General features: G+C 44.8%; 19 protein-coding genes. 5 read left to right on the forward strand and 14 right to left on the reverse strand.

The genetic code is table 11. The annotated features are described in order from the left end of the window. Positions 1 to 9: 9 nt before the first annotated feature. Positions 10 to 1,635, forward strand: a complete 1,626-nt coding sequence (locus tag G6N79_RS13745; RefSeq protein ID WP_103905183.1) for an ABC-F family ATP-binding cassette domain-containing protein — start codon at positions 10 to 12, stop codon at positions 1,633 to 1,635. 74 nt (positions 1,636 to 1,709) lie between these two features. On the opposite strand, the gene G6N79_RS13750 is transcribed toward G6N79_RS13745, so the two are convergent. From G6N79_RS13750 to G6N79_RS13765, 4 genes are all read right to left on the reverse strand, one after another. Then, the gene (locus G6N79_RS13750) at positions 1,710 to 2,426 is read right to left on the reverse strand and encodes an AAA family ATPase (protein WP_103905182.1); all 717 of its coding nucleotides are present in this window, start codon (positions 2,424 to 2,426) and stop codon (positions 1,710 to 1,712) included. 32 nt (positions 2,427 to 2,458) lie between these two features. Next, positions 2,459 to 2,884 carry a GNAT family N-acetyltransferase gene (locus G6N79_RS13755; protein ID WP_103905181.1) on the reverse strand — a complete coding sequence of 142 codons (426 nt, stop codon included), beginning with the start codon at positions 2,882 to 2,884 and terminating at the stop codon, positions 2,459 to 2,461. A gap of 67 nt (positions 2,885 to 2,951) precedes the next feature. Next, positions 2,952 to 6,599 carry an ABC transporter permease/M1 family aminopeptidase gene (locus tag G6N79_RS13760; protein ID WP_103905180.1) on the reverse strand — a complete coding sequence of 1,216 codons (3,648 nt, stop codon included), beginning with the start codon at positions 6,597 to 6,599 and terminating at the stop codon, positions 2,952 to 2,954. Continuing rightward, positions 6,592 to 7,479, reverse strand: coding sequence for an ABC transporter ATP-binding protein (locus tag G6N79_RS13765; RefSeq protein ID WP_103905179.1), 888 nt, complete (start codon positions 7,477 to 7,479; stop codon positions 6,592 to 6,594). Before G6N79_RS13765 ends, G6N79_RS13760 begins: the two co-directional genes overlap by 8 nt. A 302-nt stretch (positions 7,480 to 7,781) precedes the next feature. Between G6N79_RS13765 and G6N79_RS13770 the strand changes: the two genes are divergently transcribed. Then, on the forward strand, positions 7,782 to 8,402 hold the full coding sequence (locus tag G6N79_RS13770) for a hypothetical protein (protein WP_103905178.1): 621 nt from the start codon (positions 7,782 to 7,784) through the stop codon (positions 8,400 to 8,402). Positions 8,403 to 8,498: 96 nt separating this feature from the next. On the opposite strand, the gene G6N79_RS13775 is transcribed toward G6N79_RS13770, so the two are convergent. The 4 genes from G6N79_RS13775 to G6N79_RS13790 form a co-directional block, all read right to left on the reverse strand. After that, positions 8,499 to 9,299 carry a M48 family metallopeptidase gene (locus tag G6N79_RS13775; RefSeq protein WP_103905177.1) on the reverse strand — a complete coding sequence of 267 codons (801 nt, stop codon included), beginning with the start codon at positions 9,297 to 9,299 and terminating at the stop codon, positions 8,499 to 8,501. Positions 9,300 to 9,370: 71 nt separating this feature from the next. Continuing rightward, positions 9,371 to 10,021: a glycerol-3-phosphate 1-O-acyltransferase PlsY gene (plsY, locus tag G6N79_RS13780; protein ID WP_103905176.1), complete on the reverse strand. Its 651-nt coding sequence runs from the start codon at positions 10,019 to 10,021 to the stop codon at positions 9,371 to 9,373. A gap of 13 nt (positions 10,022 to 10,034) precedes the next feature. Further along, positions 10,035 to 10,892: a carboxylating nicotinate-nucleotide diphosphorylase gene (gene nadC / locus G6N79_RS13785; protein WP_103905175.1), complete on the reverse strand. Its 858-nt coding sequence runs from the start codon at positions 10,890 to 10,892 to the stop codon at positions 10,035 to 10,037. Between the two features lie 75 nt (positions 10,893 to 10,967). After that, positions 10,968 to 11,381: a DUF4783 domain-containing protein gene (locus G6N79_RS13790; RefSeq protein WP_103905174.1), complete on the reverse strand. Its 414-nt coding sequence runs from the start codon at positions 11,379 to 11,381 to the stop codon at positions 10,968 to 10,970. Between the two features lie 191 nt (positions 11,382 to 11,572). Here G6N79_RS13790 and gpmI point away from each other — a divergent pair, with 191 nt between their 5' ends. Beyond that, entirely contained in the window at positions 11,573 to 13,108 is a 1,536-nt protein-coding gene (gene gpmI / locus G6N79_RS13795) for a 2,3-bisphosphoglycerate-independent phosphoglycerate mutase (RefSeq protein WP_103905173.1), read from the forward strand. Continuing rightward, the gene (locus G6N79_RS13800) at positions 13,092 to 13,655 is read left to right on the forward strand and encodes a hypothetical protein (protein WP_103905172.1); all 564 of its coding nucleotides are present in this window, start codon (positions 13,092 to 13,094) and stop codon (positions 13,653 to 13,655) included. Before gpmI ends, G6N79_RS13800 begins: the two co-directional genes overlap by 17 nt. Positions 13,656 to 13,749: 94 nt before the next feature. On the opposite strand, the gene G6N79_RS13805 is transcribed toward G6N79_RS13800, so the two are convergent. Both G6N79_RS13805 and G6N79_RS13810 read right to left on the reverse strand, forming a co-directional pair. Beyond that, positions 13,750 to 14,280 carry an adenine phosphoribosyltransferase gene (locus G6N79_RS13805; protein ID WP_103905171.1) on the reverse strand — a complete coding sequence of 177 codons (531 nt, stop codon included), beginning with the start codon at positions 14,278 to 14,280 and terminating at the stop codon, positions 13,750 to 13,752. Between the two features lies 1 nt (position 14,281). Continuing rightward, positions 14,282 to 15,193 (reverse strand): ComEA family DNA-binding protein, encoded by a 912-nt coding sequence (locus tag G6N79_RS13810; RefSeq protein WP_103905170.1) that lies wholly within the window; start codon positions 15,191 to 15,193, stop codon positions 14,282 to 14,284. Positions 15,194 to 15,263: 70 nt separating this feature from the next. On the opposite strand from G6N79_RS13810, the gene G6N79_RS13815 reads away from it, so the two are divergent. Then, positions 15,264 to 15,872, forward strand: a complete 609-nt coding sequence (locus tag G6N79_RS13815) for a polysaccharide deacetylase family protein (RefSeq protein ID WP_103905169.1) — start codon at positions 15,264 to 15,266, stop codon at positions 15,870 to 15,872. On the opposite strand, the gene G6N79_RS13820 is transcribed toward G6N79_RS13815, so the two are convergent. The 4 genes from G6N79_RS13820 to G6N79_RS13835 form a co-directional block, all read right to left on the reverse strand. Beyond that, complete coding sequence (locus G6N79_RS13820; protein WP_103905168.1) at positions 15,837 to 16,664, reverse strand: DUF4249 domain-containing protein; 828 nt, start codon at positions 16,662 to 16,664, stop codon at positions 15,837 to 15,839. The genes G6N79_RS13815 and G6N79_RS13820 overlap by 36 nt on opposite strands. A gap of 3 nt (positions 16,665 to 16,667) precedes the next feature. Next, on the reverse strand, positions 16,668 to 19,022 hold the full coding sequence (locus tag G6N79_RS13825; protein WP_234993150.1) for a TonB-dependent receptor: 2,355 nt from the start codon (positions 19,020 to 19,022) through the stop codon (positions 16,668 to 16,670). A 111-nt stretch (positions 19,023 to 19,133) separates the two neighbouring features. Continuing rightward, positions 19,134 to 19,952: an alpha/beta hydrolase gene (locus G6N79_RS13830; protein ID WP_103905167.1), complete on the reverse strand. Its 819-nt coding sequence runs from the start codon at positions 19,950 to 19,952 to the stop codon at positions 19,134 to 19,136. A 7-nt stretch (positions 19,953 to 19,959) separates the two neighbouring features. Further along, positions 19,960 to 20,835, reverse strand: a complete 876-nt coding sequence (locus tag G6N79_RS13835) for a hypothetical protein (RefSeq protein WP_103905166.1) — start codon at positions 20,833 to 20,835, stop codon at positions 19,960 to 19,962. Position 20,836: the final 1 nt, after the last annotated feature.

Here is a 20,836-nt window from a genome sequence, read left to right on the forward strand (position 1 = left end):
CTTTGCGGCATGATTAACGTATCGAATTTATCTCTTCGTTTTGGGAAACGCGTCCTATTCGAAGATGTCAACTTAAAATTTACTTCTGGAAACTGTTACGGTATTATTGGTGCGAATGGAGCTGGGAAATCCACATTTCTAAAGATCATCTCTGGAGAGGTTGATCCCACGACGGGTTCCGTAGCCTTCACTCCGGGAGAGCGTATGTCTGTACTGAACCAGAACCACTATGAGTTCGATGAATACCCTGTGATTGAAACTGTCATGATGGGCAACCAGGACCTATATAAGGTCATGAAAGAAAAGGATGCCATCTATTTGAAAGACCCTTTCACTGATGCCGATGGAGAACGTGCTGGTGAGCTGGAAAGCTTATTTGCGGAAATGGACGGCTGGAATGCCGAAAGCAATGCCGCTACCCTATTGAGCAACTTAGGTATCAAGGAAGATCTTCACTATAAATTGGTAAAAGAACTGGATGGTAACGAGAAAGTACGTGTCCTCTTGGCACAGGCACTTTTCGGAAAACCGGATATCTTGATTCTCGATGAGCCTACCAACGACTTGGACATCAATACGATTGCCTGGTTGGAGGATTTCTTGGCGAGTTACGAAGCTATTGTACTGGTTGTATCCCACGACCGTCACTTCTTGGATGCCGTATGTACCCATATCGTGGATATCGACTTCGGTAAAATGTCCATCTATACCGGTAACTACAGCTTCTGGTACGAGTCTTCACAATTGGCATTGAAACAGCGTGCAGATCAGAACAAGAAAATGGAAGACAAAGTGAAGGAATTGCAGGAATTTATCCGCCGTTTCTCCGCCAACGCTTCCAAATCCAAACAGGCAACTTCTCGTAAGAAAGCCTTGGATAAGATCAATATTGACGAGATCAAACCGTCCAACAGAAAATATCCGGCAATCATGTTCAACATGATGGATAGAGAACCTGGCGATCAGATCTTGACCGTCGAGAACTTGGGCAAGACCATGAATGGCGAAGTGTACTTCAAGGACATCAACTTTATGATCAATAAAGGGGATAAGATTGCCGTACTTTCCGAGAACAACTTGGTGACTTCTGCATTCTACGATATCCTGACCGGACGCGATAAAGATTATGTTGGTGAGTTCAAATGGGGGATTACCATTACGCCTGCCGATATGCCGATCGACAACGCTGCCTTCTTCGATGGCAAGGATGAGAACCTGGTAGACTGGTTGCGCGATTATACCACAAAACCAGATGCCGATGAACAATTTATCCGTGGTTTCCTAGGGAAGATGCTATTCTCTGGTGAAGAGGTCTTGAAAAAATGCAGTGTCCTTTCCGGAGGGGAAAAAATGCGTTGTATGTTCTCCAGAATGATGTTACAGGGTGCAAACTTCCTGATCTTTGATGAACCGACCAACCACTTGGACTTGGAATCCATCACCGCATTGAACAACGGTATGACTGATTTCCGTGGATCTATGCTGTTCACATCCCGTGACCACGAGTTGACACAGACAGTTGCGAACCGTATCATTGAATTGACACCGAAAGGCATCATCGACAAATTGATGAGCTACGATGAATACATCAATTCCGAAGCTGTAAAAGCACAGCGCGAAGAGATGTACAAATAAGATCCATCGAACTATACGAAAAGAGGTTGTTAGCATGAGCTAACAACCTCTTTTTCTTTATGGGTCATATGACCTTATAGCATACGGCCCTTCATGTCCAATTTCTTGATCAGGTTGGATTTGACAACGGCAAAGAGGTTATCCTTGGCTTCGGCAAATGACAATCCGTAAACCCGTTGCTGCGGGTGAAGTTCTTCCGGGAATCTGGCCAGTAAAGTATCGTAGTAAGCATCGAGCGCTTGTTGATCCGGCATGGCGTAGTGAATCCGAACCTGGAATCTGCGCATCAAGGCATGGTCAATGATCTCGACATGGTTGGTGGCACAGATCAGCAGGACATCATCAGGAAGGTAATCGATCTGTTGGATAATGGAGTTTACTAGCCTGCGCATCTCTCCAACGTCATTATCATCCTCTCCCCTTGCTTTTCCCAATTGATCGAATTCGTCCAGAAAAAGTACGGCTTTATCGCGTGCCGCCCGATCGAATACCTGCTTCACGTTCTGTGAGGTCTCCCCGATCTTGGAATTGATAACATTGCTCAGGTTGAGAATGATCAGGTTTTTATCCAGGGTATTGGCAATGGCTTTGGCCGTTGTTGTCTTTCCGCATCCGGAACTTCCGAATAGGATCACTTTATTGGTTACCGGCAAACCGTATTCCTTCAACTCGCTGACATACCGATGCTCTTTGATCAATTGTTCTATTTTCGCCCTATTCTCTTCCGACAGGAAAACATCCTGAATTGCGATCTGCTCTTTATCCTTAATGATCAGGTCCTGAATATTCATATTTCTTGTGACAACCTTTCTGTTCTAATACGCTACAAAGATAACTGTAAAATGGGATAATCCTTACCTGCGCCGTCCTTTTCCAACCGTCCGACCTGCCGAAATCCATACTTTCTGTAAAACCCCACGGCCTGCTCATTCTGTTCATTGACATCCACCTCCTGAATGCCAAGTTCGGCGATCGCAAATTGCAGGAGCTTTCCTCCATATCCCTTACCTCGGACATCTGCATGGACGAACAACATTTCCAGCGCCGTGCCTGAGACAGCAGCAAAAGCCTTGATCCCTGCATCCTCCAGGATATATATAGCCAAATTCGGCAGGTATTCATTCGGGATTGCAGCTTGGAAGAAGTTGAAGTCCTCCGGTTTTAAGAAATCATGCGTAGCGCGGACCGCGGATTCCCACACCTCCATTAACGGGGTATAATCGGTACTTACATATTGTTTTATCTCCATAGGCCTACGAAGTACGGACAATAAGTCCACAAATCAAAGAAGCCGCTCCAGTTGGAGCGGCTTCCGTTTAAATTTTAAAACGATTATCATTGGAATCGGTATCGACAAGCTTGTTGTTTGGGTCAATGCCGACCTCAACCGGCTTCTCATCAACCACCACCTTAACCTTGTTGTTGATCTTGTCAACCTTGATCCGTTTGGCATAAATAGGATGATCGATCTTGAAACCGTCTTTTTCCTTTTGTTCGCCATAGATTCCCAAATCTATATAATCCTGTAAAGGCAGGGATTGCACCGTTGATTTTCCGTTTTTGAAAGCCAATGCTGTTCCTTTGGCATCTTCATAGCTTTTCTTACCCGTTGGGTCAGTTCTGTACTTGGATACCAAGAATTCCATCTCGACTTCATATTTACCATTCGCTAAAGGCTTCACCTTTGCGGTCTTCACACTGTTATCGTATATGGTGACCGTTTCAAAAAGGTCCTTCACCAGATATTGAAGGCTATCCGGCACGCGAGGGCGCAGCATATCCACGAACTCAATCGATGTGGTATATGGTGGCTGTTGGAAAGCAACTTTCGCGGTATAATCCTTCAGGAAGGTATTGAACGCCTTCTCACCCAGGTAATCGCTCATGGCATACATCACCAACGATCCCTTGTTATAATGAATGTAAGGCTGATTCTCATTGTACATCAACGGATTTTCCCGAATAAACTCAGTAGATCTGCCCATCAGGTATTGATCCAATGCATCTTTCAAAAAGCGGCGCATTTGTCCCTTTCCATAGGTCTGCTCCAGCACTTTCAAGGAACTGTATTCCGCCAATGATTCGGACATCATGGTGGATCCCTTGGCAAAAGCACCGATCACCTGATGTGCCCACCATTGGTGCGCAAATTCATGCGAAACCACAGAGTACGGATAATCTACGGCATTCGGGTCCTTATCATCCACCTGGGCGATAAATCCGATACCTTCCGAGAATGGAACCGTATTGGCAAAGGCCTGTGCGAATGTACCATGGGTCTGCGGGAATTCGATCACGCGCATCTGGTTGAACTGATACGGACTGAAATTGGCTTCGTAATAATCCAAGGATTTCTTCATCGACGCCATCATCCGGTCCAGATTGAACTCATGTCCCTTGTGGTAATAGATTTCCAGGTTCTTGCCTTTATATTTCTCTTTCTTCACTTCGAATTTGGCAGAAATAAAGGCAAAGAAATTCAAAATCGGTGCATCCATTTTGTAATGGAAGTAGCGCTTGCCATCCTTTTCCCATTCCTTCTGCAGGTATCCCGGTGCGATCGCAATCTGATCGGTACTTGTGCTGACAATGGCTTCGAAATTGATCCAATCCGCATCCTTGGAAATGTAATTGTTCCCCAGTTTGCTGCTATCGCGAGGATCCGGCATCCGGTCTTTTTCTGGCAAGCCGTATTTCTTACGCACGCGGTTATCCTGAAGTTCACCCTGCTCCGAATAACTCAGCACCGGAATGATCATATTGTTCATGAATGTTCCGTTCCGCAACACGGGCGATCGGTCATTCAGAAACCCATTGGGTTTATTCTCTAAGGTGTAATTGATGTTTAAGGTTTCTCCCGGCATGAGCGGCTGCTCCAGCTTGTAAAGGTTCACGAAAATTTTCTTATCCTCATGGACCAATTTTGCCTTTTTACCGAAATCAGCTTTCGTAATGATATCCGGCGTGAGGTTCATGAAAATGGTATCGATTGGACGATCGGTTTTATTTTGATACGTATAATCCGCTTTCATGACAAACGTACGCTGGTCGGGATCAATATCCATCGTGACCTTGGCGTCCGTCAGGCGTGGAATAGGATTGTTCAAGAACCGGCCATATTGTTTTTCATATTCTACCGACATCTCCTCCTGCTCCAGCGAGGAGTAATGCTTGTCCTTGATGTTCGTTTCATGATAGATAGCATACCCCAACCCCAAGAATGCAACCAGGAACAATGCCAAAGGTACCAATGTCGCTGCATTGTAGCGGTGGGCCATTAAAGCCAACTTATCTTTCACTCCAGCGATTATCCCACGTCTCCATAACAATAAGGTGAGCGTGAATAGGAATAGACCGAACAGGATCCAATAAAAACGATAAGCAAAGAAGCTTTTCATATCGCCATACCCATTCATATCCGAATAGCTGAATCCAGGTCCGGCATTCGGTTTGAAAATCTGTTGCTCAACACCGATCTGCGACAAGAAAGGTACGCCGATCACAACGATTAGACATACGATAAATCCGACAAAATAGTTCTTGAAAAGATTCTGTATGAACAGAGCAAAGAAAATAAGGTAAGTATATTTCAACGTATTCAGCACAAACAGTTCATAGATGTAGTGGCCGAATTCAAAGTTGTAATATCCGCGATAGACCTGATATACGACACCATTCAATAGCGTAACTAAGCTGACGGTCCATACCATGAGGAATAAGGCAATAACCTTGGAAAATGCCAGCACCCAATTCGGAACGGCTGTTGCCTCGATCAATAGGAACATATTGGTCTGTCTGGAACGCTGCACCAACATCCCCGAAAACAACAGGATCATAATCATCAGAAAGAACCCATAGATCCCGTTCATAGAAAGCAATACCTGCCAGGTAACCGGATAGGTAATGGTGCCAAACAATTCACTGGATACCGATATAACGACCAGGACAAACAGAAACGCAATGATCAGCAGAATGATGAAGCTCCAATTCCGCAAGAGGTATTTAAAATCCACCCAGGCCAATCGTCCTGCAAGCTTGATATTCTCCAGGAAGCCATAGTTGATATCCACTTTCGGCAGCGCAATACGAATGATACTGCCAAAGTTGTTCTTGGTTGCCCGCTCACCTGATTTTGCCTTCTTGAAGGAAATACCGAGCTGTGAGAAGCTGAATTTATAATATACCAGCCCAAGGACAACGGCAGCAAGCCCCAACCAGATCAACCGGTTATAGAGCAAGACACCCGATAAAGGCAGATTATTGACGTTCTGTTCATCCACCGACCAATAGCGTGTAAAGTATAGGATCGGTTGGAATCCGAACGGATCAAACAAGGCAACCAAGTATCTGTTATCCACGTTCTGGGTTGCACTATCCAATAAGGTCTGCAATAAGAACAGAACCAGGACGAACACAAAGCCCACATAAATATTCCGGCTGAAGGTAACGAGCGCAAAGATGATACTTCCGAATAGAATGAAATTGGGAACGACCGTAATAAAAAATCCGTTCACATACGCCATCAGATTATTCGGCCCTAGCAGATCCTTGTTGATACCTGGATAGAATTGTCCCAGATAAAAGGCCAACAAGCACATGAGTGCAATAAAGGTTACGACGGTGAGGGCGCTCAGAAATTTAGCGGCCAAATAGTCCAATTTCCGTAAGGGGTATGAAAATAACAGGGTATGCACATTATACAGGTAATCTCTATACACTGCCGCGCCTATGATGGTCGGCAACAGGAAGTACAATAACGTAGAGAAACTGTTCATGAAACCCGCAATACTGATTGGGGAATTGATGTATACCGGATTGGAAGTCGTGGCCGTAATGCCATCAAAAGCACCTAAACTCGAAATGGTCGTAAAGAAGGCCAATATAAAATAGATCGCACAATACACATAGAACACCGGCTGCTTCAGCCAGCGTTTTATCTCAAAGTTGAAAATCGTACTAAACATGAACGCTATCCGACTTTAGGGTTACAAAATAGACATCTTCCAGGATAGGCGTGGCTGGTCCAAAGGATTCATGTGGCTGCTGATCCTGATAAACCCGGATATTTAGGCTATTGTCTTGATTGTAGTTCGATGAAATGATATTGTATTGTGCATTATGTGCCTCAAATTCTTCACGGCTGATTTTCTTCTTCCAAATCTTACCTTCCAGTGCGTCCGTACCGGCCTGCGATGTGCCGCGGAACAGCACCTTACCCCCGTTCAAAATCGCCAATTCATGGCAGAGCTCACGAACGTCATCCACGATGTGCGTGGAGAAGATCACGGTATGTTGTGCACCAATTTCACGGAGTACGTTCAAGAAACGATGACGCTCTGCCGGGTCCAATCCCGCTGTGGGTTCATCGACAATAATCAATTTCGGATTGTTCAATAACATCTGGGCGATCCCAAAACGTTGTTTCATCCCTCCGGAATAGCCACTCACGCTTTTATTGCGGAAATCATACAGATTGGTGATTTCCAGAACCTCCTGAACAATTTTATTGCGGTCAGACTTTTTGCTGATCCCCTTTAGATCGGCAAAATAGTGCAACAGGTCCTCGGCAGACAGATTGGGATACACGCCAAACTCCTGAGGAAGATAACCCAATACGCGGCGCAAAGCATTGTTATCCTGAAGAACATCGATGTCTCCGAATTGAATGCTGCCCGAATCTGGGCGTTGCAAGGTGGCTATCGTGCGCATCAGCGAGGATTTTCCAGCACCGTTTGGCCCAAGAAGACCAAACATGCCCGGACCAATCTCTAAATTCACGTTATCTAGCGCTTTAACGCCATTGTTATAGGTTTTAGTCAGGTTACTAATTTTAAGCTCCGTCATAGTTTATTGTATTGTTTAGTTAATGTATAAGTCGCATGCATTGGTTTTTTGTAACAAAAAATAACAAAAATTTTCCCAACAAATCCAAAAGCGACTGGAATTTAAGCATTTAAGTGTAAATTCCAGGCATCTTCTGAAGGCAAGATTTACAGGTCGAACTAGTGATCTAATTATCAGCCACAATTTTGACCAAGGCCATTTACAATAAAAACTATTTATTATATTTCGTTAAATATTCCAGGGGTAAATAATTAAAATTATTCCTTTAAGGAAAAAAACAGACCAATAATTAGATCCCGAGCATGGTTAAGAAAAGTGTATTACAGAAACTATCCGATCAGGAGTTGTTTCGTTATCTCTCGCCCACGAACAGATCCGTTCCGGAAGCCGTTCGGTATGCCTATGACATTCTTCGCGAAAGAGGCCATGGATTTACGACGGAAGAGCACGACCGCATTGAGGGCATTATTAAGGGAAAGATTGAGGCGGAACAATATGAAGCATTGCAAAGGCACAAAAATTTCGATGAAAATCTCACGTTTGATGAAGATGCCGTTGAGTTGTATCCGAATTGGGGGATCTTGGTATTCAGTATTGTATTCGGCCCCTTTTTAGCATCTTTCCTTCAGTTTTATAATTTCCTGAAAATCAAAAAGACATGGCCTGCAATCTTTTCCTTAGGTTTTGGCGCATTTTACCTGTTACCGAAACTATTGACTCCTGAATTGCTGTCCAAAATACCTTTAGTGATTAACCTGGGTGCAAGCATTATCTTTTTACCTTTTTTTGGCTTAGGTTTCATAGGGTTAATGCTGATCAATAGGGAGTTTATGCCCAAAGACATCAAGTACCGACCTAAGCCCTTGGTTTTCCCCCTATTACTCTATATCGTGATCACCATAGTAAAGCTTTATTATTTATAAGGACCGAAAACTGGACAAGCGAAAAATTTCAGCATTAAAAAAAGGTGGCCATATCATAGCCACCTTCTTCAAATGTATCTTACAAAGGTCTAAACCTTATTTTTTGTAGTATTTCATTGCTTCTGGAATCAACGCCTGCAATTGGCTGATACGACGCGCATCACTAGGGTGGGTGCTCAACCATTCAGGGTTTTTACCCGATTTACCAGCGGCCATTCTTTCCCAGAACTTCACCGACTCACGTGGATCATATCCTGCCATAGCCATTAAGATCAATCCTGCTTTATCCGCAGCAAGCTCATCTTTTCTAGAGAAACTCAATGAACCCACTTGGTAACCGATACCATACAACTGGTTGAACAGACCGGTATATTTACTGTTGCTGATCGCGCCTGCAGCACCGATCACTTGAGCGCCAAACTGTGCGGCCATTGCATTGGAATATTGTGCAACAGAGTGCTCTTCAATAGCGTGGGCAATCTCATGACCCATTACCGTAGCCAGACCTGCATCATTCTGCGCAACAGGAAGAATACCTGTATATACAGCTACCTTTCCACCTGGCATACACCATGCATTCACTTGGTCACTGTTGATCAAATTAAATTCCCAGTTGAAGTTATATTGATCCGCAACCCCCAATTGTTTTAAATATTGATTGGCAGCCATGGCAATATTGTTACCTACGCGTTTTACCTGCGTTGCTGCAGATGTACCGGTAACAACCTTGGAACCGTTCTTACTCAAGAAATCTTTATATGCTAATGAAGCCTGATCGTTGATTGTTTGTGAATCCACCAATTTCAGGTACTTGCGACCCGTAATCGCTGAGGTGGCACATCCGAATAGGGTGGCTCCCAGCAACACCATGGATGTATATTTAAAAATTCGTTTCATAAGTCTTGATTTAGTTTATCTAATACGTTTATACTATTTAAAAGTATTAAACAAAACTTGTACCCAAAAGTTTAAACTTGCGTTTTTTTCTTGAACAAATATATCTTGGACTCCTTGCCTTTCAGCAAGCGTTCGATATTTTTCTGATGGGTAACCAGAATTAGGGCACAAATGGCAATTCCGTAGAGTAGTATGGAAGGAACCGTTGTTTTAAAGATAAAGGCGATGCTAAAAGGAAAGGTAAAACCGGCCATGATGGAACTCAGGGATACATAATGGGTAATGAACAACACCAATAGAAATACCGATACGCACATCAGTGCAGCAGGCCAATGGATGGCGAGCACCATACCAAATAGCGTTGCTACCCCCTTCCCCCCTCGGAATCCCGCAAAAATGGGAAATAAATGTCCCAGTACCGCGATTACGCCCAGTGCAAGCTGCACATTGACGAACTGCGGACCATCATGCGTCCCGACGATGGAACTGTCCAGCAGATAAGGGAGATTTGTCGCTGTCCATCCTTTCAAAATATCGACGAACATCACTATAGATCCCGCTTTTTTCCCTAAAACCCGAAACGTATTGGTTGCGCCCGCGTTCCCACTTCCATACTCCCGCACGTCCACTCCATAAAACGCCTGACCAAACCAAACCGCTGTGGGGATAGATCCAAAAAGGTATGCTAAGATGACTATTCCGACCAGATATATTGATACCATTTACAGCAATTTTCTATATAAGTTTAGCTTTCAAACTCAAATCCAAGCTCTTAACGGTATGCGTTAGGGCACCAACGGAAATGTAATCTACACCTGCTTTCGCATAATCCGCAATGGTTTCCAACTTAATACCGCCCGAAGCCTCCGTTACCAATCGACCATCCACCATCGCTACAGCTTCCTGTACCTGCGCTGGCGTAAAGTTGTCAAACATGACGCGGTCGACCGTTGGCAAGGCCAACACTTCTTGAAGCTCTTCAAAATTACGTACTTCTACTTCAATCTGTATACCTAAATCATTTAGTTTTTTGTAGGCGAATGCCGCTTTTACCGCTTCAGAGATACCGCCTGCATAATCCACATGGTTATCCTTGATCAGGATCATGTCGTACAGTCCGAAGCGATGGTTTACACCACCTCCGATCTCAACGGCTTTCTTTTCCAGGAAACGCAGCAATGGTGTGGTCTTACGCGTGTCCAGCACCTTGGCTTTGGTACCAGCAACGGCAAGAACATATTTCGATGTTTGGGTGGCAATGCCGGACATACGTTGCATAATGTTGAGCACCAGGCGCTCCCCTTTTAAGATCGTATGGATATTGCCCTTTAAACGAAAAGCGATGTCGCCAGGGCGTACCGCGGAACCGTCCGAAATAAGTTGCTCGAATTCCATGTCGCTATCCAGCTGATGGAAAATCTCAGCAGCGACATCAACACCGGCTAGAATGCCAAGTTCTTTAACCAACAATTGTGCTTGTCCTAATTGGTCTTCTTTTATGGTAGATAAGGAAGTATAATCCCCTGCCCCTACATCCTCTACAAGTGCTTCTTGTACAAAATGTACTAGTTTATCTTTGAACTCTTTCTCCATTTATCGACTTAAAATTAAGCGAAGATGAATAAAAATATATTTATTTGAAAACTTAAGATAAGAAAAAATAACAGATTATTCGATACGAAGCTCTGTAATTAGTGCATCCCCACCAACTTGTGTAAATTTAACGAACACACGATAGCTGCCCTGTCCTGTGGCCATTTGGTAGACAATATAAAAGTTTGAGCTGTTCTTGCCTGTTCGTTGAACTTGCTTTACGTCGGTTGCTTTGGTGGTTCTGAAAAAGTCACCGAGAATCACTTCCGCTTGGAATTTGGAATAATATCCCGATTCATTCTTGATGGAAAGTGAAACGTTCTGGCCGAAGAAATTACCTACATTTTTGGAATTGTTGGATTTTAGGGCCGTAAGGAGCTGTGACCCTACATCGCCTTGCCAATTGGCAAAAGCAACCATAGGGAAGAGCATCACCATGATGGCGATCTGCGCAATTATTACCTTAAAACCTTTTACCTGTTGTAGCATTATTGATTCGGCTTTAGCAGTACCTGAATGAGCGTTTGCCTCTTTTCCAGGTTACTTTTTCTCTCCGCTCTTTTGCATACCAAAACTATGCCAATTTAACTTTGTAATTAACATGTTTCATTATAGTTCAAGTGCAAAACCTTACGGGGTACTTATTGTACTTTTTACAGAATATAAAGTATATTTGTGTAATGAGTTCTGAACAAAATAAAGTAGCCCTATTGATCCTGGACGGACTAGGCTACGGTAAAAAAGATAATTCAAACGCTGTTTTAGCTGCAGATACCCCATTTTTAGATGAACTGCTTGCAACCTATCCTAACTCCAAACTTGAAGCATCCGGTGAAGCTGTCGGTCTGCCTGAAGGGCAAATGGGCAACTCCGAGGTTGGCCATATGAACCTGGGCGCAGGTCGTATCGTCTATCAAGAATTGGGTCGAATCAATAAGGCTGCTCGCGATGGTGTCTTCAATGAGGATGCAACGATACAGAGCGCTTTTGACTACGCAAAAGCCAATGGTAAGAAAGTACATTTCATCGGTTTATTATCCGATGGTGGTGTCCATGCACATATCAATCACCTGAAGTCACTTTGTGATGCAGCTAAGCACGCCAACCTGACTGACGAACAAGTTTTTATACATGCCTTCCTGGACGGCCGTGATACCGATCCGAATGGTGGTGTAGGTTATGTCCAAGCGCTTGAAGAGCACCTCACCCATTCCGTAGGAACCATTGCATCGGCCATCGGCCGGTATTATGCCATGGACCGTGATAATCGTTGGGAGCGCGTGAAAGAAGCGTATGATCTCTTGACGAAAGGAATCGGTACGGCATCAAATAACCTGTTAGCTTCCATCGAACAATCCTATGCTGATGGCGTAACGGATGAATTCGTTAAACCTATTGTAATGGTAGATGCGGACGGCAAGCCAAAAGCAAAAATTGAGGATGGCGATGTGGTCATCTGTTTCAATTTCCGGACAGACCGAGGTCGTGAAATCACCTTGGCACTTACACAACAGGCTTTCCCAGATTATGATATGTACCCCTTATCGTTGTATTATGTGACGATGACGGCCTATGACGATACCTTCCAGAACATTAAAGTGATCTTCCATAAGGACAATCTTTCCCAAACTTTGGGCGAAACTCTTTCCGAACAAGGAAAATCACAGGTGCGTATTGCTGAGACAGAGAAATATCCACATGTTACCTTTTTCTTCTCCGGTGGCCGCGAAGAGCAATTCCCTGGTGAGAGAAGACTGCTGGTACCATCTCCTAAAGTGGCGACGTATGACCTGCAACCCGAAATGAGTGCATATACCATCGCAGATACCATCTGTAAAGATATGGTGGAAAATGGACCGGATTTTATCTGTTTGAACTTTGCCAATCCGGATATGGTTGGACATACGGGTGTTTTTGAGGCCGTTGTAAAAGCTGTCGAAACTGTAGATGCTTGCACAAGACGCGTGGTGGAAACGGGTATCCAAAATGGTTACTCCTTTATTATCCTTGCCGACCATGGTAATTCCGAATTTATGTTGAATGATGACGGTTCGGTCAATACCGCTCATACGACCAACTTGGTGCCGTGTATCTTGATCGACAAGGACTTCAAACACATCAAGGATGGAAAATTAGGCGATATCGCACCGACAGTATTGCAAATGCTCCATCTTCCGATCCCAACCGAAATGACAGGCAATGTATTGGTCTATTAGTCTTAAAAATATAATCCAAGGGGCAGCAGCAGTTCTTATTGCTGCTGTTTTTTCGGGTTGCCAATCAGCAGATAAGGCAAATACCGAAAAAAAGGAACATGCCCGTTATTTTGACCTGCCCTCCTATTTCCAACAGGAAATTGATTCCCTGGCTAAAGCGAATCCGAAGATCAATAAAACAGTAATGAAGGACGATAAGGAAGAAACCAAGCAGGTGCATATCAAGGATTGGACCACAGAGCTATCAAGCTTTCAATCCATCGACCTGAATAAACCCGCTTATGAAGGCCATATCAAAACCGATACTATAGATCAGGTTATTCAGTACAGTTTTACCGATCCAGAACTGGACCTCTCCTGCGTCCGCATCAAAATGGATCCTTCAGGAAAGCCCTTATTGATCTCCATTGAGAAGCACGTGAAGAACACCTTATATGGAACGACAGAATTCTTGGTGTATGAAAAAGATAGCTTCTATTTGGTGGAAAAGAATCAGGCTGTACGCGTGATGGGTGATAATTATTATAAAGTGCAGGGGGAGTTTTAACATTACCCCTTGATGAACGAGAAATTAAGCAATCCAGAAGATAGCAATAAAAAATCCCAGCATGGCTGGGATTTTTTATTGATGTATCTTTTTCCTAATCGTAATGGATCAGCGAAATGATCTTATCGGAGAATCGCGTCAATCGGCCTGCGCTCTGCAGAAAATCCAAACTGATCACAAAGGAATAGGCAGCAATTTCACCACCCAACTTCTCCACGAGCTTACTTGCCGCTACGACGGTTCCACCGGTAGCCAAGAGGTCATCGTGCATCAGTACTTTGGTACCTTCTTGGATGGCATCTTCGTGCATCTCGATGGTCGCCTGTCCATATTCCAATTTATAGGATTCCGAAATGGTATGGAAAGGAAGCTTTCCCTGCTTACGGATCGGCACAAAAGGCTTGTTCATGGCCTGCGCCAAAAGAAATCCGAACAGAAAGCCGCGACTTTCAATACCTGCGATCACATCGATCTCCACACCTTCCAATTTCTTCACGAATTCTGCCACTGCCAATTTCACCAGCTCCGGTTGCTGCAATAAGGGGGTGATATCCTTAAATACAATCCCTGGTTGTGGGAAATCCGGAATATCGCGGATGAATTTCTTTAATTGTTCCTCTATCATATCAGTTTTCAAAATCCAAATAAAGTTCAATTTTACGAAAAAATGCCGCATCCAACGAAAGAATCTTCTGTAAATCGGTCATGGACTGAAAGGGTCCGTGGTGCTGTCTGTAATTCACGATGGTCTTCGCATCCTTCAGGCGTACGTATGGGTGTTTCGCCAACTCCATGGCTGATAGTTCATTAATTTTCAGCTGTTGGATATTTTCCTCAGTTAGCATCAATTGTGGTCGGATCTGTTCCAGCGTCTCGGGTGGCAAGCCATAAACTTCCGCCAACTGATCCACAGCAACAAAACCGCCGAGTTGGCCCCTGTATTTGACGATCCTGCGCGAAAAACCAGGCCCTATCCCGCGCAACATCATCCATTCGCTAGTATCTGCTCGATTGATATCGATGATAACCTTTGTGTCTTTCTTAGGATAGGATGGAAACGATGGCTTGGTGAAGCCTTCCGGACTCGGAGGTAAATCATTGGATTTGGCGATGTCGATATAGGGCAACATGGCTTGAAAGTTTTCCGGACTGATGGTATACATTTTCGCCAGATCCTCCGGTCTGTTGAACTTGCCGCCCCGCTCCCTGTATTTAATCACCGCAGCGGCTTGCCTTTCCGATAGCCCCATCGCCACCCAGCCGGCTAACGGCAATGTATTGGGATCGAACTTGACATATTGCGGCGCCTTACGGGTCTTGGCGTTGCTTTTAAGGCCATAAGATGTAGTCTCCTTCAATTTTGCCACACTATCGACTTCATTGGCAAGCTGTACAATCTGGTAAGACATCGGTTTCGGAGGACGCAAGATCGGAAAGAGCAGATTCAGCAGAATGGAGATGCACATCAGGAACAACAAAACCATTACCCCCAACTGTTCCTTCCTATTCATTGAAAAATATGCAAACAGCTTTTTCATCTGTTATCTTGTATTGGTGGCCTATTCTTAAATTTTAATTAAATTTGTAAAAATATCTGAGGCCTGCAATATGCATTTTGTCCGACCGATTTTCTTTCTGCCCTATGTCTATAATAAGTCGATTTGGCGGAAAGAAAAGAAAAAAAATAATATATACTTAACATTCGATGATGGCCCCATTCCGGAGCTTACGCCTTGGGTATTGGATATATTGAAGGAACGAAACATAAAAGCGACCTTTTTCTGCGTGGGCGAAAATATCGTCCAGCACCCAGAAATCTTCGAACGGATCAAAAATGAAGGTCATGCCGTGGGAAACCACACCCACAACCACCTAAAAGGTTGGACGACCAGCGATGAAGCCTATCTCCAGAATGTACAAGCGTGCCAAGAGCTGACCCAGACGGATCTTTTCAGACCGCCATATGGACGCGCTGCGCAATCGCAGTTGCGAAAGCTGGCAAAAACGTACCGCATTATTATGTGGGATGTCCTGACTGGTGATTATGACTCGACCATATCACCGGACCAGGTGTACAGAAATGCTGTTGATTACGTCCGCAACGGGAGCATCATCGTTTTCCATGACAATATCAAAGCCAAGGAAAACCTTCAGTATGCCCTACCGAAAAGTCTGGATGAACTATTGGCTCGCGGATTCCGATTCGATCTCTTCTGATACCGTTTCGTCCTGGATGTCGATGGAATAATCCCGGACATTCGCTACGGAGAAATAACCCAATGCCCCATTGCTGATATTGGAAGTTGGATTGCCCGGAGCGGCACTTCCCGGATTCGTCATCATGTATTCGGACCAATAGGTGTACACCGGCTTGGTGATCGCTTGTCGGCGGACAACCAGTTTATCCCCCAATTGGATCTCATCATTGCCGCCACTACCAATTTGATGGGTGACCAACTTTCCATCATTGAACTTATCGGATGTGGCCGAATCAAACTTAAACTTCTCCTCATTCACCGATACCGTATATTTAAAATAGTTGGCCTGTCCCGGTGGGTCCTGGAACTTCAAGTTCACGAAATAATAGGTCTCGTTGAATATATTCTCTTTCGTTACGCCAATGGAATCAACCTCTACATATTCCGGCATGCTCGTTTCTGACTTATATTCCTCGCCATCTACGGTCACCGAAAGGCTATAGGTCTCTGCGATGCCCAGTTGCATATTGGTGTTCACATAGCGGCCATCACCTTGATGCAGGAACACATACACCTGCCCCGCTCCCGAACGTACCTGAACAGCGGCATTTTCCACAGGATCGCTTGGTCGATCCACGTCAAAGTTTACCGTGCGGCTTACGAAGACTTCATGCACATTTCCGGAATTATTGATATCGGCTACAATAACAATCTTCGGATCTGCACTGTTCAGATCCACATCGATCAACTCTTCACAACTGCTGAAACTGAAAACAACAGCGCATAATAGTATGATTTTGAATAATCTCATCTGCTAAAATTTAAAATTCCAGGTTACGGAAGGGATAATACCAAAAAGCGCAATCTTATAGGCTTCCGTAATGTTTGGATTCTGTTCATTCTCCCGGAAGTCTATGATATAGGCATTCTTCCTGTTGTAGGCATTGTAAATTCCAAACGCCCAGCTGGATTGAAAACGTTTCTTTTCCTTATGTGGTTCATACGTTGCGGACAGGTCCAATCGGTGGTAATCCGGCATGCGGTATCCATTGCGTTCGGTATAATAGAACATGGTTTCTCCATCCACCTGATATTTTCCGCTTGGGAAGGTAATCGCATTTCCCGTATTGTAAACGAATGTAGCGCCCAAGGCCCATTTCTTCGTCAACTGATACACACCTACAACCGATACATCGTGCGTGCGGTCCTGTCGAGCGGAGAACCAATCTCCATTGTTGATCTGGTCAAATTGGCGTTCACTGCGCGCCAAGGTATACCCCACCCATCCCGTCAGTTTACCTTTATTCTTCCGAACAAGGAATTCCACACCGTAGGAACGTCCGATTCCGTACAGGAGATCCCCTTCCAGGTACTTGTTGGCTTGTAGATCGGCCCCATTCCGGAAGTCGATCTGGTTATCCATATACTTGTAGTACGTCTCAACGGCGAGCTCATAGGTATTGTTCTGAAAATTGCGGAAATAACCCAAGGCCACTTGATCGGCAATCTGTGGCTTGATGTTCAAGCTGCTCACAACGTATTGATCCGTCGGCAGACTTGCCGTGGTGTTGGTCAGCTGGTGCAGGTTCTGCGCAATGCGGTTATAACTTGCCTTGATGCTGTTGTTATCGTTCAGGAGATAGGATAAGGAAAGTCGAGGCTCCAGGTTGAAATAATGCTTGGCCACCACGGAACCGTAATAACTCTCTTTGGTCGGTTCGCCATCCTGATCGAATTCATAGAAGGTGCCCGGCCCCATGACCATAAAGTCATTCAGGCGCAAGCCATAGATCATGGAAAGCCTTTCAAACGGTTTCCACTCATGAGAGACATAAGCAGCCGCTTCGATGCCTTGCCGGTCATCAACCGCAATGGAATTGACTTCCGATCCTTCGATTGCGTCCAAGCTGGCCGGCTTGATCTGCTGGTGCAATAGGTTCACCCCGAAACGGATCGTGCTGTTGTTGTTCGCGTAATACGAAAAATCCTGTTTTAAATTCCAATTCTGAATTTTCGACGCTATCGTAAAAGCCGAATTATCATTGTCCACATTTACATTATACGTGAAATCACTGTAGATCAACGATGTATTACTGAACAGTTTCGAATTGATCACTGAATTCCAACGCACAGTAGCGGTTGCATTTCCCCAATCAAAACTAAACAGGTCGCCATAGCCCAGGTCATCTTTCCCAAAATAGCCGGAAAGGTAAATGGTATTGCGGTCGTTCAGCTTATAGTTCATCTTCATGTTCAGATCGTAGAAATAGAGCTTACTCTTTTTTGCCGTTTCGTCATTGGAAAACTTCAGGAACATATCTGCATAGGTCCGTCTACCGCTGACCATAAAGGAACTTCTATCCTTCACGATCGGTCCTTCCAATTTCAAGCGTGAGGCAATCAATCCGATCCCGCCTTCCATCGAGAACTGCTTGCTGTTCCCATCCAACATACTGATATCCATGACGGAGGATATACGACCGCCATACTGGGCAGGAATACCACCTTTGTACAAACTGGCATCTTTGATGGCATCGGAATTAAAAGTGGAGAAAAATCCCAAGAGATGGGATGCATTATAGACAGTTGCTTCATCCAAGAGGATCAGGTTCTGGTCGCCGGCACCGCCACGGACAAAGAAACTGGAACTCCCCTCGCCTCCCGAAGCCACCCCAGGCAGCAACTGGATCGTCTTCAGCACATCCTTTTCCCCGAAGATCACCGGTATGTTCTTCATCTCCTCCATACTGAACTTGAGGTTGCCCATCTGCGCCGAACTCACGTTACCATTTTCTTTCTTTCCCGAAACCACGATCTCCTCAATGCTGTTCTCATTCGAAAGAAGCTCAAAATTCTTTCGGGTGTTCTCCGAGAGGGTCATTTCCTCGACTGCCGTACGGTATCCTTGATAGGAAACCTCTAGCTGGTAGGTTCCTGCTAGAATGGAGATGGAATAAAACCCATAATTGTTCGAGTAGGTGCTTAAATTCTGATCCTTTATGCGAAGGACCGCACCGATCAGGTTTTCTCCCGTACCGGCATCCTTGATGTACCCACTAATGGTCAGGCGTTCCTGCGCATGGGCAGGTAAAACCTGCATGGCAAGGAAGCAAGCCAAGGCAAATAAATAGCGCGAAACGGAAAAATACGCAGAAATGGAAAAGTTCATAGACAAAAATATAAAAGGACCATGCTATTCACAATGGCTTATGCTGTTTCGTAAAGATTTAATAATACACGCAATCAACAGCTCCCTGCAAACCACGGTTCCAGTACCCTGCTATGCTGCTTTGCTGGAATTGAAAAAATCATTGAAAAAAGTCAATTGATAGAGAATGGATTTCTTCCAATAGTCCCAATTATGCGCTCCAGGCATGGATAAAAACCGATGTGGAATATTCATGTAGTCCAATTTCTCGTGCAATTTACAGTTGACGTCGTAGAAGAAGTCTTCGGTTCCGCAGTCGATAAACAGCGTTAATGACTTCGGTTTGATCAAGTGGGTCATCTCCATGACGGTATGGGTATTCCAAAGGTCCGCATGTTCAGCGTATTCACCCAATCTTTTGGACATGTCCCAATTGTTGGGAAAAGGACGGATATCCACACCACCAGCGGTACTTCCCGCTGCTCCGAAAATATCCTGGTGCCGAATTGCCAAATACAGCGCTCCATGCCCACCCATGCTCAAACCTGTAATGCCGCGTTTGTTGCGATCATTGGCCACAGGATAGTTCTTGTTCACATAGGACACCAATTCCTTGGCCACAAAAGTTTCATATTGAAAGTTCTTATCATTCGGCGAATCCCAGTACCAGCTGCCAAAACCACCGTCCGGGCAAACGATCACCATCTGCATCTGGTCGGCCAAGGTCTTAACTGCAGGCACATTATTCACCCAATTGCTATAATTACCGGAATAGCCATGCAATAGGTATAAGGTAGGCAGCTCTTTAGCGGAACCTCCCTCAGGTTGAATAATCACTGTCTTTATGGACTTGCCCATTGCCGCACTGGGAATGGCCAGGGTATCGACTTTTGCCGCATGGACAAAGCTGAAAAATAAGCTTAAAAGAAAAGCACTTACGGTCGTTTTCATCAATTTCTTAAGGTTTAGTATGATAATGGTAAAGATAGGAATCCAATCCGAATGGACGCTCACTGATGGTGAAAAAACCTTCGCCTTCTCGTGAAAAGGTAATGGCCTCACCCTGCGGTTCCGGATCGTACTGGAGAGTAACACTTGGCTTCGCCAAGGCTTTAATCAAAGGTTCCTGATCACCTATCGGCCAATAAAATATAGTCGTCAGATTTTTCATGAGGACTGCCCTTCGATCCATAGCCATGTCAGCTGCCGTAATGAAGGTAAAGGGAAATTTCAGTACCTCCCGCAATTGGTAACTGGATCTTTCCTGACCAAAGATATCTGCAGTATACAAGGCGGATTGAAATTCCCGTTTGCTGACCATGTATAACTTATTGTCCAAAGGATCCACGAATAATGCCTCGGAATCCCGCGCTTTTCCGGGATACTGCAAAACCTTCGTTTCTATAGCTGCAGCACGGATGGTATCTACGGTTTTAGATTCCGCCAGCTTAGGCTCTTTGACAAGGTATAATCGGATGTCCTGGCGTCTCCCTAGGTTATCGCCGATATCGGCAAGGATAAGATAGTTTACCCCATTCCGTTGTACCCATGCGATGTCCTCCATATCGATGGCCTGTATGCCCTCGAGGTAGAAGGTCCGTTGCAACTGCGCCGTGGAGTCAATGAGAAAGAATCGAGCCTTGTCGCCGCTGTCGTTATGTACCCAAAAGGATCCGGGATTATTCATCGAAGCGACAATCCCCGAGAGTTCATCCAGTTCGGGCGCCTGAATCTTTCCATGGCTGGTCCGTGTAGTGGGCATTGGATTCTGCGCAGCAGCACCAAAACTCAGCAGAAGGGCAATAAACAGTACTAAAAAATGTGTTCTCTGCATC

This window comes from Sphingobacterium lactis (assembly GCF_011046555.1).
Taxonomy (GTDB): domain Bacteria; phylum Bacteroidota; class Bacteroidia; order Sphingobacteriales; family Sphingobacteriaceae; genus Sphingobacterium; species Sphingobacterium lactis.